The sequence below is a fragment of the Dyella sp. 01N36 genome (genome assembly GCF_056399745.1).
This window is the reverse complement of record NZ_JBFTRY010000007.1, coordinates 1-15397: the sequence shown is the minus strand read 5'-3', so window position 1 is coordinate 15397 and position 15397 is coordinate 1. Positions and strand designations below refer to the sequence as shown.

At 62.5% G+C, this 15397-nt stretch carries 12 protein-coding genes and 1 pseudogene; 7 read left to right on the top strand and 6 right to left on the bottom strand.

Annotated features, from left to right (window positions below; all coding sequences use genetic code 11):
- Nucleotides 1-43: 43 nt before the first annotated feature.
- Nucleotides 44-775: a DoxX family protein gene (locus AC1DMG_RS03045; RefSeq protein ID WP_477178579.1), complete on the bottom strand. Its 732-nt coding sequence runs from the start codon at nucleotides 773-775 to the stop codon at nucleotides 44-46.
- 75 nt (nucleotides 776-850) lie between these two features.
- Here AC1DMG_RS03045 and AC1DMG_RS03040 point away from each other — a divergent pair, with 75 nt between their 5' ends.
- Entirely contained in the window at nucleotides 851-1225 is a 375-nt protein-coding gene (locus AC1DMG_RS03040) for a BlaI/MecI/CopY family transcriptional regulator (RefSeq protein ID WP_441603974.1), read from the top strand.
- A complete protein-coding gene (locus AC1DMG_RS03035) occupies nucleotides 1225-2772 on the top strand; it encodes a M56 family metallopeptidase (RefSeq protein WP_477178578.1) in 1548 nt (515 codons plus the stop codon). Before AC1DMG_RS03040 ends, AC1DMG_RS03035 begins: the two co-directional genes overlap by 1 nt.
- Before the next feature lie 47 nt (nucleotides 2773-2819).
- Here the strand turns inward: AC1DMG_RS03035 and AC1DMG_RS03030 are convergent, their stop codons facing one another.
- On the bottom strand, nucleotides 2820-4895 hold the full coding sequence (locus tag AC1DMG_RS03030) for a TonB-dependent receptor family protein (RefSeq protein WP_477178577.1): 2076 nt from the start codon (nucleotides 4893-4895) through the stop codon (nucleotides 2820-2822).
- A gap of 246 nt (nucleotides 4896-5141) precedes the next feature.
- On the opposite strand from AC1DMG_RS03030, the gene AC1DMG_RS03025 reads away from it, so the two are divergent.
- From AC1DMG_RS03025 to AC1DMG_RS03005, 5 genes are all read left to right on the top strand, one after another.
- Nucleotides 5142-6818, top strand: coding sequence for a PQQ-dependent sugar dehydrogenase (locus AC1DMG_RS03025; protein WP_477180168.1), 1677 nt, complete (start codon nucleotides 5142-5144; stop codon nucleotides 6816-6818).
- 220 nt (nucleotides 6819-7038) lie between these two features.
- Nucleotides 7039-7482, top strand: a complete 444-nt coding sequence (locus AC1DMG_RS03020; protein WP_441603977.1) for a MarR family winged helix-turn-helix transcriptional regulator — start codon at nucleotides 7039-7041, stop codon at nucleotides 7480-7482.
- A 93-nt stretch (nucleotides 7483-7575) separates the two neighbouring features.
- Entirely contained in the window at nucleotides 7576-7902 is a 327-nt protein-coding gene (locus AC1DMG_RS03015) for a hypothetical protein (protein ID WP_477178575.1), read from the top strand.
- 313 nt (nucleotides 7903-8215) lie between these two features.
- Complete coding sequence (locus tag AC1DMG_RS03010; protein ID WP_477180167.1) at nucleotides 8216-10540, top strand: SpoIIE family protein phosphatase; 2325 nt, start codon at nucleotides 8216-8218, stop codon at nucleotides 10538-10540.
- Complete coding sequence (locus tag AC1DMG_RS03005; protein ID WP_441603980.1) at nucleotides 10530-10925, top strand: STAS domain-containing protein; 396 nt, start codon at nucleotides 10530-10532, stop codon at nucleotides 10923-10925. The genes AC1DMG_RS03010 and AC1DMG_RS03005 overlap by 11 nt, the downstream gene beginning before the upstream one ends.
- Nucleotides 10926-11016: 91 nt before the next feature.
- On the opposite strand, the gene AC1DMG_RS03000 is transcribed toward AC1DMG_RS03005, so the two are convergent.
- The 4 genes and pseudogenes from AC1DMG_RS03000 to AC1DMG_RS02985 form a co-directional block, all read right to left on the bottom strand.
- Nucleotides 11017-11289: a hypothetical protein gene (locus tag AC1DMG_RS03000; RefSeq protein ID WP_441603981.1), complete on the bottom strand. Its 273-nt coding sequence runs from the start codon at nucleotides 11287-11289 to the stop codon at nucleotides 11017-11019.
- A gap of 120 nt (nucleotides 11290-11409) precedes the next feature.
- Nucleotides 11410-11757, bottom strand: coding sequence for a hypothetical protein (locus AC1DMG_RS02995; protein WP_477178573.1), 348 nt, complete (start codon nucleotides 11755-11757; stop codon nucleotides 11410-11412).
- 368 nt (nucleotides 11758-12125) lie between these two features.
- Entirely contained in the window at nucleotides 12126-14336 is a 2211-nt protein-coding gene (dcp, locus tag AC1DMG_RS02990) for a peptidyl-dipeptidase Dcp (protein WP_477178572.1), read from the bottom strand.
- Nucleotides 14337-15202: 866 nt separating this feature from the next.
- Nucleotides 15203-15397 (bottom strand): annotated as a pseudogene (locus AC1DMG_RS02985) (IS110 family transposase); the annotation flags it as partial.

Genomic DNA, 15397 nt, shown 5'->3' with positions numbered 1-15397 from the left:
CGCTGGCAAGGTCCTGCCGGCAACTCCACCATCGGCAAGTCGATCAGCACGATCGCCGCTTGCGAAGAAAGCCGTCGACCGAGAACGGGCCGGCGCCGCCGATGCACAACGCAATCAATGCCGCCAGGTAGAGAAGATCCGTTTCATACCCAGGCTGACCGAAATGCGCACCAGCGGCATCGTAGGACATCAGTTTGATCGAACTGAAACCATTGGGCAGATGAACCGTAACGATGGCCACCAATAACACAATGGCCATGGGCAGCGCGGCAACAGGCACGAAGGCGCCGCAGAGCACAAGCAAGCCACCAACGACCTCGATGGCAATCGTCGCCCAGCCAAACACCTCGGCGAAAGGCATGCCCATCGCGTGGAGAATCGCGACAAACGCCTCCGGTCCACGGGCCAACTTGGCATAGCCGTGCTCGACGAAACCAAATCCGACGATGAGTCGCAGCGGCAGCGCGTACCACGACGCAGGCACCGGTAGCGGCGAAATGGCAAGGTTGCGTAGAAAGCGAGTGATAGGTGTCAAAGCAGGTTCCTCGATGCAACGGGTCTGCCGCAGGAATTCCGGGACTGACTCCTTAGCCCATTCGCCGATGATCCTCCAAGAGTTACCTGCAGCGACAAGACGCCTGCCTGATGGTCCGGGTCGAGTGCGTTGACCAACCTCCAGGTCTGGACCGCCGAACGCGGCTTGTGGTGTCCATAGGCGCGCTTCGTTTGGCTGTCCCTGGATCCGGGGCCAACCCGCATTGGCAGAATGGCGCATCTACTAATGATCTAGTTGACAATCACGCGCCGATGCATAGAATCTACTAACGACATAGTAGATGGATGCGTCGCCATGAAGATCTCGCTCACCGACCGAGAGGCGGATGTGATGCAGGTGCTATGGGACCACGGCCCCTCGGTCGTTGCGGAGGTCCGCGAGCGTCTAAGCGATCCCCTTGCCTATACCACGGTGCTCACGGTGCTGCGGACCTTGGAAGCGAAGGGCTATGCAGGGCACGAAGAGGAGGGTCGCGGTCATCGCTATTTTGCCAGCGTGAAGCAGCAGGCGGCGCGCAAGAACGCCCTGCAGCATCTGACCGACAAGTTGTTCAAGGGTTCGACGGAATTGCTGTTCTCGCACCTGGTGTCCGATCAGAAACTGAGCCCGGAACAGATCAGGCGCATGCGCCAGTTGCTGGCTGCACAGTCCGACAAGGACAAGCCGTAATGCTCTCCATGATTGGTTATGTGCTGATCGTAGGCGTGCTACTGGGCCTGGCGGCGCTGATCGCCGAACACGCCGCCACGCAGCGCCAGGCATCAAAGCGCTGGATCTGGTTGACCACCATGATCGCCTCGTTGCTGCTGCCGGTGATCATTCCCAACGTCACGATCCAGATGCCGAGCCTGATCAAGCAGGCTCGCGTCCAGGAACGGATCGTGTTGCGTGAGGCAACCTCGGTGCACCTCCCGATGGCAGCCCTCGATCACGGCATGCAGAACGCCAGCATCGCACCCGCCCGGCTCGAGACGTTGTTTCATGGGGTCTGGCTGGCGACTTCACTGCTCGTTTTGGCTGGATTGGTGCTCAGCGGCAGCCTGCTGTATTGGCGAAAACGCTTGTGGTCGCGGGGAAATCTCCTGGGCACACCGGTGCTGGTCGCCCCGGATGCTGGACCCGCCGTCGTCGGCTTGCTTCGCCCCTGCATCGTCATGCCGACCTGGTTACTGCAACAACCCGCCGCGCGGCAGCGATTTGTTCTTGCACACGAGCAATCGCACCTGGACGCAGGCGACCCGCACGTGCTTTCCATCGCGCTGTGTTTGCTGGTTGCCATGCCGTGGAATCTACCGCTGTGGTGGCAATTCCATCGGCTGCGTCGCGCTATCGAAGTGGATTGCGACGCCCGCGTCCTCCGCGGCGGGTCGGCCGTGAGGGGCTACTGCGAAACATTGATTCAAGTGGGACAGAACCAGTCCCGCTCCATAGGCGCCGTGGCTGCCATGTCGGAGTCCGGATCATTTCTTGAGCAAAGGATCAAAATCATGTTGCTTAAACCAGGGAAGCGTGCGCGCTTGACCGCGCTGGCGATGATCGGTGCCGCGGTAGGCATGGCGGCATTCGCGGCGCAGGTGACGCCGCCCAACATGGCCGATGCCTCGGCGCAGCAGGCGGTGAATGTGAGCCCCGCCATTCTCGCCAACTATGTGGGCACCTATCAATTCGGCACTTACTCGGTGATGACGGTGAAGCTGGAGGGCTCGCAGCTATCCACGCAACTTACCGGGCAGCGATTCATTCCCATTTATCCGAGCAGCAATGTTGCGTTCTTCCTGAAAGTGGTCAACGCACATATGAATTTCGTGGTGAATGCGCAAGGCCAGAGCACGGCCATCGAGTTCTACCAGAACGGCAACCACGTCTTGGCGCCGCGCATCGACGCGGCAGCGGCCCAGGGCATCCAGACCGCACTCGACACACGTGTGAGCGCCCAGCAGCCCTATCCCGACAGCGAGCAGGTCTTGCAGATCCTGCTTGCCTATAATCCCGACGCTCCACGCCTGAGCCCCGATCTGGCCGCGCTGATGCGCGAACAGAAGCCGCGCGCCGATGCCTTTCTAAGCGGGCTTGGTCCGGTCACATCCCACGAGTTTGCCGGAGTCACGCCCCAGGGATGGGACAAGTATCTGGTTCGCCATGCGAATGGCACCGAGGAAGTTGCCTTTGTGCTCGACCGTAATGGAACCATCGACGGTGCGTTCCGCCGCCCGTGAGCCATCCGCTGCGCAGTCGCAGCTCCCCGACTGATGGACAAGATTCCTCAGAACACCAGCCTCGCGCCGAACATCCACGTTCGGCCCGGGGCTGGTTCGTAATAGCGACCATTGCCGTCGTTGACGATCACCGACCCGACATAGCGGTGGTCAGCAAGGTTATTCACGCGGGCGCTCAGTTGCATGCGCGCCGCCTGCCCCAGCGGGAAGCCGTAGGTTACACCGGCGTCCGCGACGACATAGCCGGCGGCGCGGGCGGTGCCAAAATCGTTGGCTGTCGTCGGGCCCGCCGCGGTAAGCGTGAGGCCCTGGCTCCAGCGCGCGTCGCCGCCATGGCGCAGCAGCAAGGAGCCGTAGTCCTCCGGCACGCCTGGCATGCGGCTGCCGGCGCGCACCGGCACGTTCGGCGCGACGCATGGCGTGGCGGTGCAAGTGAGGAAACGGCTGCGGAACTGTGCCTGCAAGTGCGTATAGCCGGCGACCAGATGCCAGGATGGCGCGATCTCGCCATCCATCGATAGCTCCACACCCTGCCGCCTCGCCTCAGGCACGTTGCGATAAGTGGTGCGTCCATTGACGCTGGTATCGATGGCCAGTTCGTCGCGCGTGTCGGCGCGGAACAAGGCCGCGTTGAAGGCGAGCGCTTGCGTGGCCTGCCACTTGGCGCCCAGCTCGATGTTGTGGCTGCGCGCGGGCCGAAGGTTGAGGGCAAGGCCCGGCGCACCATCACTGCGATATCCCAGCTCGTTGTAGCTGGGTGTTTCGAAGCCTTCGCCGTAGCTGGCGTAGAGCCGCAGCGTCTCCCCTGGCCGCCATTGCATCGCGGCGACCGGCGTGGTGGCCGAGTAGTTTACGTCGCCGCTGTCATCGGGATTCGACGGCGTGATGTAGTCATCGTGCGCACTGAAGCGCACATCGTCATGCCGCAATCCGAGCATCAGCGCCCACGCTGGCGCAAAGTGCCAGTACCACTGCGCATACGCGTCCACGTTGTGGACGTTGTCGTCCTCATCGCGACGCAGCGCACCTTTCACGCCCAGCGTGTCGCCCACGAAGTTCTCGTAGCCCAGGCGGTGCTGCCGCTGGTAATCGCCACCGCCGCCGAGCACGAATTCGTCATCGCCACCCAGCCAGTCGCCGCGATGCGTCCAACGAAGGTCCGCGCCGCCGTAGTGCGTATCGGGTTGAACAACGCCGCCGGGTTGTAGCGGATTGGCTTGCGTGGCGACGGGGATGGATTGGTACTGGGTGATCTCGCGCTGGCCGTAATACGCCATTGCGCGCCATTGCCCATCGTCGCCGGAAGGCCGTTCGTAGATCAGGCCCAACTGGTCCTGACGAGTGCTCTTGCGCGTGTCGAACTGCTCCGCCGCGGGCGACGCCTGCCGCGGATCAGCCTGCAGCTGCGCCCTGGTGAGGCCCATTGGATCCTGCGCCACAGGCTGATCCAGGTGGTTCATCACCAGCGTGAGTGTCTGCCCCTGCCCCAGGTCAAAGCCGAGGCGCGCATGTGCCGTCTGGCGATTGACGCGGCTGTGGTCACGGTAGCCGCCCGATAGCCACTGCGAAGCGGCGACGTTGTAATCCATGGCGCCGACGGTGCCGCGCGTATCGGCGAGATAGCGGAAGCTGTCGTTGCTGCCAGCGTAAACGCCCAGCGTGGTCTGCGCCGTGGCCGTACCCGGTGCGCTCCACAGCTGCACCACGCCGCCCGCGGCATTGCCGTAGAGGACAGAGAACGGGCCGCGCAACACCTCCACACGCTCGGCTACATCAAAATCGAAGTGCGACACCTGGCCCTGGCCATCCGGCAACGTCGCGGGAATGCCGTCGACATAAAGACGAATGCTGCGCACACCGAAGGTACTGCGCGAGCCGAAGCCACGGATCGATATCTGCTCGTCCTGCGCATAGTTCTGCCGGTCGCGCGCCAGGATGCCGGGCACGCCCACCAGCACCTCCGAAAGATTGACACCGGGATTGCCGACTTCGGCCGGCGCCACCTTGACGATGCTGAGCGCCGCGGGAACATCCAGCGCAGGCATGTCGAGGCGACTGGCATTGACTTGCACGGCCGGCAGCGTGGCCTGCTGTGCACTGGCCATCCACGGCCAACACGTCATGCACGCTGCGCCGATCATCAGGTGGACACGCCGCGGATGCATCGCCCCTCCCGTGGCATCGAAGGCAGCAGACTATCATCACGAATAGACATCGATGGATGCAAGTGACAAATATGTCATCCGCGACATGCGCCACTTGCACGCGCGCTAGGGCATGCTTGCAGCCTCGTCATGTCATCTGGACGTCCGTTTGATGGCCCATGACTTTTACATGACAGTGCTTCCGCCCTACCCCCAAGGAACGACATGAACGGCTCAAGGCCCGCCCCCAAGTCCCGCCGTGCCGGCACGCTCCTGGCGCTCGCTTCGTTGATCGGCGTTGTTTCAATGCATGCGCTGGCCCAGCAGGACCTGGCGCGTTTCCATAATGCGCCCGCTTCCACGGACAAGACGCCCAATCCCTACGCCGGCAAGGCTGACGCGGCCAACGACGGCAAGACGCTGTTCGGCTCGTATTGCGCGGCCTGTCATGGCGCGGCTGCACAGGGCAACGGGAACGTGCCGCCGCTGGCGAGCGCAACGGTGAAGAAGGCTCCGCCCGGCGCATTGTTCTGGTTCATCAAGCACGGCGACGTATCCAACGGCATGCCTGCGTGGGATTCGCTCAGTGAGGATCAGCGCTGGAAGATCGTGACTTATTTGGAATCACTGGAACCCGGCAAGGCCGCCGCAGGAGCGCCCAAGGCGGTCGCCTCGATGACGCCCGGCAACTGGCCTGCACCGACGCCGCCCTTCACTGATTTCCGTTACGAATCGCCGGGCACCAGCCGCAAGATCACTGCGGCCGATCTGCCCAAGCCGTACGCCACCAAGTCGGCCGGCAATGCGCCGCAACTGGTGGAACGTCCGGCCGATGCATGGCCCAAGGCGCCTCCGGGCTTCAAGGTGGAGCTGTACGCCACGGGGCTGGACAATCCGCGCCTGCTGCGCACGGCGCCCAATGGTGACGTGTTCGTGGCCGAGACCGGGGCGGGTCGCATTACGATGTTCCGCGGCATCACCGCTGATGGCCACCCGAAGGAAACCCACGTCTACGCCACTGGCCTCAACGAACCGTTCGGCATCGCGTTCTATCCAGCCGTCCATCCGCAATGGATCTACGTGGGCAACACAGATGCCGTCGTGCGCTTCGCATACAAGGAAGGCGATGTGCAGCCATCGGGCAAGCCCGAGCACATCGCCGATTTGCCGCACAGCGACGGCGGACACTCAACGCGCGATATCGCCTTCTCGCCCGATGGCGCGCGCATGTACGTTTCGGTCGGCTCCAAGTCCAACGTGGACGATACGGACACCACGCCGGAAGAAAAGAACCGCGCCGACATCCTCGTATTCAAGCCCGATGGCTCGGATATGCGCATCTTCGCCAGCGGTATCCGCAACGCCGTCGGGCTCGCGGTCGATCCCAGGAGCGGCGAGTTGTGGTGCTCGGTGAACGAGCGCGATGGCCTGGGCGACAACCTGGTGCCCGACTACATCACCCACGTGCAGGAAGGCGGCTTCTACGGCTGGCCATGGTGGTACATCGGCAACCACCAGGACCCGCGCCACGCCGGCAAGCACCCGGAGCTGGCCAGCAAGGCCATCGTGCCCGATGTCCTGCTCAATCCGCACAACGCCTCGCTGCAACTCACCTTCTATGAGGGCGCGCAATTCCCCGAGGCCTATCGCGGCGACATCTTTGCGTCTGAGCATGGCTCATGGAACCGTTCCGCGCGCGTCGGTTACGAAGTGATCCGCGTGCCGCGCCACGGCACCGCACGTGCCAGCGGCGACTACGAGGACTTCCTCACCGGCTTCGTGCTGCCCAGCGGCCAGGCCTGGGGTCGCCCTGTCGGCATCACCACGGCAGGCGATGGCTCGCTGCTGGTCAGTGACGATGGGTCCAATGTGATCTGGCGGGTGAGCTACGGCGGGGGCTGAGGGCGATCGCCGCCCCCGTGGTCGTCGCCACGGCGGTTCGACCTAGCGAAAGTATCGATGGGCCGGAAGCGGACCCCGGCCCACGCGATCCAGATGCCGAAGACCACCTTGCAATGGTTGGGTACTCATCCACCCAGTCGTTTCCCGGGTGACGTAAACTTGACAGTTTAACTTGACAGTTTAACTTGCAAGTTAAACTGTCAAGTTCTAGACTCGCCCCATGGTCAAGACACCCCATTCCAAAGCCACCATGGCATCGGCAGCCAATGAACTGGCGACGGCAGTTGGGCAGTTGCTACGCCGCCTGCGGTCAGAGACGGCCACGGATGAACTCAATCTTTCGCAAGCCGGCGTCCTGGAGAAGCTGGATCTGCACGGCCCCATGAGCACGGCGGATCTCGCGCGCGCCGCATCGATGAAGCCCCAATCGATGCGAACGGTTCTCGCGAACCTGGAACAGGAGGGACTAGTGGAGCGCAAGCTTCATCCGTCCGACGGTCGCCAAGTTCTTTTCGCAGTGACGGGCAAAGGCGTCGACGTTCGACGCAAACGCGGCCACGCCAAGCGCGAATGGCTGCTTGCTGCATTGATGCGACTTGAGCCCGACGAACAGCGAACCATTCTGGATGCGATCCCGCTGATCAAACGCCTGGGCGAGCCATAACCCAACGCTGCCGGGTTCGTCGCGTAGTTCGTCAACTGGGTGGATGTGTCTTTTCGGCACTCAACGCCTTACAACCTGCAAAGGAGTGACATCGTGGTCACGTGGCTTCACGATCTTTCCTATTTCTTCGGCGGCATGTTTCTCGCCAATGCCTTTCCTCACTTTGTCTGGGGCATCTCCGGACGTCCATTCCAGTCGCCGTTCGCCCGCCCACGCGGTGAGGGCCTGTCGTCTTCGACGATCAACGTCATCTGGAGCTTCGTGAATTTCGTGCTCGCCTATCTTCTGCTTGTTCGCGTAGGCAATCTCGATATCCGCGACGCGCAACCCATGGTGGCGCTGGGACTTGGCGCGTTACTGATCAGTCTTGCGCTGGCCAAGCGATTCGGTCGCTTCAATGGCGGCAACCTGCAGAGTTGATCTTGCATGCGCCTCCTGCGCCCGCGGGAGGCTAGGGAATGGTTCGTAATCCATGTCCGCCCCGGTTAGAAAACGGACATTCAAAACCATCTACTACAGCGACAAATGTGCGACATCGACGCCGATGTTCGCCCATAGCGGCTCCGCCAACGCGGCGCAGGCGGTCATCCCAGTCGCGCGCGTTCTGAATTCGGGTGCAAAGCCAACACGCACGGCCTGAGAGCAAATGCGTCACAGCGCACAACGGTCATCCGGCTGTCTTGCCGAAACGGGCCGCGCATGGCTGAATGGCAAGGTCTACAGGGGTTTCGCCATGGTTTTGCGCAGCATCGCTACGCGGCTGTCTCTCTGGGTGCTGGCCGGCTCCGTGTTGGTGCTGGCCATTGCCGGCGGCGTGCTGTTCTACCGGGTGAGCGGGCAAATCCTGGAGAAAGCGCATGGCGAAGCGACGGCGCTCGCCAATGAGGCGGGCAACCGGATCGAACAGCGCCTGGCGCGCGTAGCCGACACCGCCCAGACCCTGGCCGTTGTGGTGGGCACGCATCCGGCCGGCGCCGAGGCCACGCTGCGCGGCGCGCTCGCACGCAATGCCGATCTTTCCGGCCTGGCCGTGGCCTTCGTGCCCACCGCAGACAACCCGCCCGTGTMGCCCTTCATCAATCGCCAGGACGACGGCTCGCTGGGCTGGCGTGACCTGCGCAAAGACAACAACCCGTACTGGGAAGCAAACTGGTTTCTGGCGGGCCTGAGCTGCTCGCAAGGTTGCTGGCAACGCCATTTCTATTCGCAGTCGCGTAAGCGCGAGATGATCAACTACTCCGTGGCGATCAGTACGGATGGCCATCCGGTTGGCCTGATCAATGCCGACGTCTCCCTGGACTGGCTGAGCCGCACCCTCAAGGAGCTAGGCAAGCCCGCAGGCGCCTATGCCTTCGTACTGGACGAAAGCGGCGCGTATCTTGCTCACGACAACCCTGCCCTGGTCGGCATGCGCGGGCAGGCTAATTTGCTGCAGGCGCTGGCCAGTCATGAGGCCAGCCGCGTACGCCTGGCGGTCGCGCAGAACCCGCAGGCTCAAGGCAAACCGGTGTGGATTTATTTCGTGCCCATCGAAGGAACACACTGGCGCTTCGGCCTGGCCATACCGGAGACCAAGATCTACGCCGGCGTKCGGCAAGCCTTCGTTCAAGCGTTGCTGCTGGGTTTGCTCGCCCTGCTCGCACTGGCGGTGATCACGCTGGCGGTGACGCGGCGCATCCTGACCCCGCTGGCCACGCTCGCCTCGGGAGCCGAGCAGGTGGCGCGCGGCGCACTGGCCTTCGAATTGCCCGCCCCACGTTTCCCTGACGAGGTTGGCCGCCTTACCCAGGCCTTCGACCGCATGCGCACGGAGCTGGCACTGCACATCGCCGAGCTCACCCGCAACGCGAAGGAACAGCAGCGCCTGGCCAGCGAGCTGGACATCGCCCACCAGATTCAGACAGCACTGTTGCCGGGCGAGCATTACCTCGACGCTCACTGCGAGAACTTCGAACTGCACGCGCTGCTTCGACCCGCCCGCGCCGTGGGCGGCGATCTCTACAGCTACTTCATGCTCAACGAGCGGCGCTTCTGCGTGATGGTGGGCGACGTGTCCGACAAGGGCATTCCCGCCGCACTGTTCATGGCGCGCACTATCACGCTCGCCAAGGCATTGGCGCCAAGAGCGCGCTCGCCGCAGCACCTGCTGTCGATGCTCAACGTCGAACTCTGCCGCAATAACGACAGCTGCATGTTCGTGAGCCTGCTGTGCGGCATGCTCGATACCACGACCGGAGAACTGGTGATGGCCAGCGCGGGCCACGAACCGCCCGTGCTCTGCGACGTGGATGGCGTCCGCCTGGTTGAGCTGGATACCGGCGCCGCCCTCGGCCTTGATGACGAGGCCCGCTATCCGCCGCGTACACTGCGCCTGCGCCCCGGCCAGACCCTGCTGCTCTACACCGATGGCATCACCGAGGCGACCGACACCGATCAGCAGTTGTTCGGCGCCGAACGCATGCTGGCCTGCCTGGGGCGATCCCCATCGGGCTCCGCCGCCGATCTTGCTGCCGGCCTGCTGGCCGAGGTCGACCGTTTCGCCGAAGGCGCAGGGCAAGCCGACGACATCACCGTCCTCGCCCTGAACTGGCATCATGCCCTTGCCGACGGGAATGCACTCATGCTCGAGCTGACCATCCATGCGTCGATGGACGATGTGTTTGACACGCTTGATCGTTGCGACACCTCGCTGCGCGACCAAGGCGTGTCGCCCGCCGTGCGGGACGACGTGCGGCTGGTGCTGGAGGAACTCATGGTCAACATGGTGCAGCACGGTCATGCAGGCGGCGCAGACCGCAAGATTGAACTGCACATGCGTCTGGGCGACGACGCCGTATTGATCGATCTCCACCATGATGGACATCCCTTCGATCCCTTGCAGGTGCCCACGCCCGCGCTCACCGGCGATGTTGCCGACGCCGACGAAGTCGGCGGCCTGGGCATCCACCTCGTGCGCGCCATGGCCAGCGAACTCAGCTACAGCCACGACGAGCATGGCAACCACTTGCAGCTACGCTTCCTCCATCCCGCACGACCGGAGCCAGACCATGACGTTTAGCCTGAACGTTGAAAACGAGTCGCCCAAGCGAACCATCCTCCATCTCCATGGCCGGCTCGACGCGCAGACTTTCAATGATTTCGATCTGGCCATGCTGGACCTGCTCCCGCGCGTCCCTGAGGAAAGCACGATCGTGCTGGACCTATCCGAACTTGGGTACATCAGCAGCGCCGGCCTGCGCAGCATCGCCAAGATCCGTCGAACCATGCGTGCACGCAACGGACACACGCTGCTGCTCAATCCCCAGCCGCAGGTACGCAAAGTGTTTGACATCGTCAAAGCGGTGCCGGTGAACGAGGTGTTCGCCGACGCGCGGGAACTCGATGAGTATCTCGACCGCATGCAACGCAACATCACCGGTGACGACCCGGCCGGCGATCCCTGACGCATGGGTGATTACGATGGGGTCCGGCAGGAGTCATGGGGCCACGACTTGAGGCCATGAGCTTTTCGCCATGGGCCGGAATCATGCATGGCTAGGGGACATACTCCTGGTCACCGACCATGGTTACGAACCCTTCTGTCCAGCTGTCGCTGTCCAACAGGCGCTCTGAGACGTCAAAGCCGTCTTCATCGTCTGCAGCATGGGGGTCAATGATGTTCGGATGGTTGGCGAAGCCCGGCAGCACCGCCAGACGGTCAATGGCGGCATGCGCAGCAACTTGGGTGCGATAGACGCCGATCATCTTCCAATCTTCGATGCCGCCTGGAAGAGTGTGCCTATGCTGGACGACAAATACGCTTTCCATCCTCGCGTTCCCCCCGTGTGCTTCATYGCGCCTTATTCGCGCCGCTGATCATGTCTGCCCGTCAGCGGCCCCATGGCAGCCCGCGAGGGCTCGCGTCACGCGCGAGCCGCTCTTGTCACCCTAGGAGCGCTCGACGCCTTTCAGCAGCTGCACTTGCCACTGTCCGCCCAGGCGTATCGTCCTGGTTTCATCGACGGGAAGCTCCATGCACCCAGACCACGCATTGTCAGAGGGAGTGCCGGGAGCATTGGGAGCGACCGCTTCGGTCATCAGCGAAACATGCAGCTGCTTGGGGTCCTTGCAAATCCGCCTGATCGACACGCGCACCCGGAAGGCGGCATGGTCGCCTTCGACGGAATCCGTTGAGGCGTACTCCGACGGTTGATCGTCAGGGACTGATAGCGAGGTCTGGTTGACTATCCTGCCGCCGCGAACAAAGGTCACACCGACGGTTGTGATCGGCGTCATTGCAGCAACCGCCGGCATCGCGGAGGCGAACGGAGCCATGGCGCAAGTGGCGACGAAAAGAACAGACGAAACGATTAAACCCTGTGCACATCGATGCATGGCGAGACACTCCCTGTGGTCATAGCCAGTCACGGGCCCCTACAGTGGCTCCGTCGACAACGATTGTCAGACGCTTCCATTTATCACGCAATCCGTCGGGATTGGCCCGGCCACGCTGCGGCATGGACGGGGCACCCCATTCTTACCGGACTTGATGTTCAACCACTCCGAACCCGGCAGCTCGCCCGAAAGTCGCCAACGTTCTTGATGGCCGTCCAAAAGGAAAAAGGTCGGCGTAGCCGACCCTTTCCCGTTTCAACGCCTGGAAGTCATTGCTTCTTCGTCGGTACTTCCTTCAGACCACGGTTGAGCAGCATCGGCTCGATGCTCGGATCCTTGCCGCGCCAGTTCTTGTACATGGTGGCCAGGTCCTGCGTGTTGCCCTGCGAGAGGATCATCGCGCGGAAGCGGTCACCGTTCTCGCGGGTCAAGCCGCCCTTGTCGACAAAGCCCTGGAAGGCGTCATCGGCCAGCATTTCCGTCCACAAGTAGGCGTAGTAGCCGGCGGCATAGCCGTTGCCCCAGATGTGCTGGAAATAGCTGGAGCGATAACGCGGCGGCACATAGCTCAGGTTGATCTTGGCCTTGGCGAGCGCATCCGTCTCGAACTTGTCCGGGTCCTGCTTGGGCGCATCCGCGCTCAGGCTGTGCCAGCTCATGTCGAGCAACGCGGCACCGAGGAGTTCGGTCATGTCGTAGCCCTTGTTGAAGGTCTTGGCCTTCTTGAGCTTCTCGACCAGCTCCTGCGGCATCGGCTCCTTGGTCTGATAGTTCTTCGCGTAGTTGGCGAAGATCTTCGGATCGGTCGCCCAGTGCTCGTTGAACTGCGAGGGGAATTCCACGAAATCGCGCGCCGTTGCCGAACCCGAAAGACTCGGATACTGCGAATTGGCGAACATGCCATGCAGGCCATGGCCAAACTCGTGGAACATGGTGATCACGTCGTCAAACGACAGCAGGGCCGGCTGACCCGGCGCGGGCTTGGTGAAGTTGGCGACGTTGAACACCACCGGCTTGGTGCCCAGCAGCTTGGACTGCGCCACCAGGTTGCTCATCCAGGCGCCACCCTGCTTGTTGTCGCGCTTGAAGTAGTCGCAGTAGAACAGGGCCATCGAGGTGCCGTCCTTGTCGAACACTTCGAACACGCGCACGTCAGGCTGCCAGACGGGGATGTCCTTGCGCTCCTTGAAGGTCAGGCCGTAGAGCTGGTTGGCCGCGTAGAACACGCCGTTCTGCAGCACGTTGTCGATTTCGAAGTACGGCTTGATCTGCGATTCGTCCAGATCGTACTTGGCCTTGCGCACTTGCTCGGAGTAGTGGTTCCAGTCCCACGCCTCGACCTTGAAGCCACCCTTCTGCTGGTCGATCACGTCCTGGATGTCCTTGGCTTCGCGCTCGGCGCGTGCCGTGGCAGCCGGGGCCAGCTTGTCCATGAAGGTGATCGCCGCTTCCGGCGTCTTGGCCATCTGGTCTTCCAGCTTCCACGCGGCGTAGCTGGAGAAGCCCAGCAGTTTGGCTTGCTCCGCGCGGATCTGCGCGATGCGGGAAATCAACTCGCGCGTGTCGTTGTCGTCGCCTTTTTCCGCACGATCCCACGACGCCTTGAACAACTGCTCGCGCGTAGCGCGATCGTTGAGGTTCTGCAACGCCGGCTGCTGCGTGGTGTTCTGCAGCGGGATCACCCACTTGCCATCCATCTTGCGACCGGCTGCCGCCTGCGATGCGGCGGCGATATCGCCATCGGACAACCCGTCGAGCTTGGTTTTGTCGTCGACCACCAGCGCTCCGGCCTTGGTGCCCGCCAGCAGCTTCTTGGTGAACTGAGCGCGCAGGCCGGACTCTTCCTTGTTGAGGTCCTTGAGCTTGGTCTTGTCGGCATCGGAAAGCTTCGCGCCGCCGCGCACGAAGTTCTTGTAGGTGACCTCTACCAGGCGCCTGGATTCCGGGTCGAGCTTGAGCGAATCGCGCTGGTCGTAGATCGTCTGGATGCGCTTGAAGAGCTTGTCGTTGAGGACGATGGCGTCCTGATGCTCCGCAAACTTGGGCGCTTCGTCCTGCTGCACCTTCTGAAGTACGTCGTTGGTGTTGGCACCCGTTACCGCAAAGAACGCGCGACGAACGCGGGAGAGCAGCTGCCCCGACTTCTCCATGGGGATAAAGGTGTTCTCGAAGGTCGGCGCATCCGGGTTGTCGGCGATCTTGTTGATCTCCTCCAGGTGCTGCTTCATACCCTCCTCCAGCGCGGGCTGGTAGTCGCCATCCTTGATCTTGTCGAACGGCGGCGCCTCGAACGGCAGCGTGCTGGGCGAGAGGAACGGATTGACGGCATTGACCTCGGCGGCCGGCGCCACCGAGGACGCCTTGGCTGGCGCGGTGCCGGCGGCAGCGGGACCAGGCGGTGAAGCCTGATCGTTCGATTGCTGCGAACAGGCAGCCAGAGCAATGGACGTGGCTATGACGAGCGTACGAAGGCGTGGCATCAGGACTTCCCCGGTGGACTGCACAAACCCCCACCTAACCACACCTTGCCTCGCCTGCCATGGGTCGAAAGTCAGGCCCGCACCTATTCAGCAGGCCGCCGCCCCTCCACTACCAACCATTCGCGAAATGTCGCGATGCCGGGCAGCCAGGAACTTTCGGCCCGACAGCCCCGCAATGCGCCCCTTGCGACGCCAGCTTCAGCTTCCCAATCAAGCGGATGAGCCGGTCTGCTGGCAGCCCGCCAGTGACCATGACGCTACGCGCGATCACCACGCCCCGGCCACCGGTGACCGTCTGCAACATAGCTGCAGAATGGTTGAGAGGTGAGCACTTTTGACGAACTGGCGGCCGGGGTTTGCTTCGGGTCGGAAGCGGACCTTGCAGTTTTCATAGCAGTAGGCGGATTAGGACCGCTTCCTGCTTGCGAAGAAGACCTTTATCTCGGCACCGTACCTTAAAGACATATCCACGATTTCAGTCGGAATAGTAAGTTCGGCCCAGCTCAGATCAGTCCAGATACTGATCTTAATGTGCGTGCCCTGGAACCGACCGGCGACTGTCGATGCGACCCAAGCCAAGCACCCATCGATCTCCGCAAGGCTACAGGTGACAGATACATAGAGACTTAGATCATGAGGGCGAGCGCCGCCCGACCTTGCCGTGAAGTGCCTCAATGCGATCTGCTGGGCCTCTGGATCAAGGCCTTCGATGACAACGTGGTAGACGACGTTGTCGGACGGGTTAGCTGAGGTCATAGCGATACGGCTGCCCAACGATTGTTAGCGTCCATTTGCTCCCCTAGTTCGCGAGTGTCCGCTTCACGCCCTGAGCCGTTCCGTMAACTATCCGACGAAGTCAGCCCGGCGAGCAAGGGCGAGCCACGACGCTGCAAGGCCATAAGGTAGCGCGACTCATCGTAGGGCGTGTGGGACAGCCAGCATCGATGCAGGATGCGGATCCATTTGAAGGCCAACGCACGCACAGCGACCTGATGCGGACTGCCCTTGGCGCGCTGCTGGCGATAGAAGGCGCCGGCCCAGAAGGACTTGTTGATGGTCTG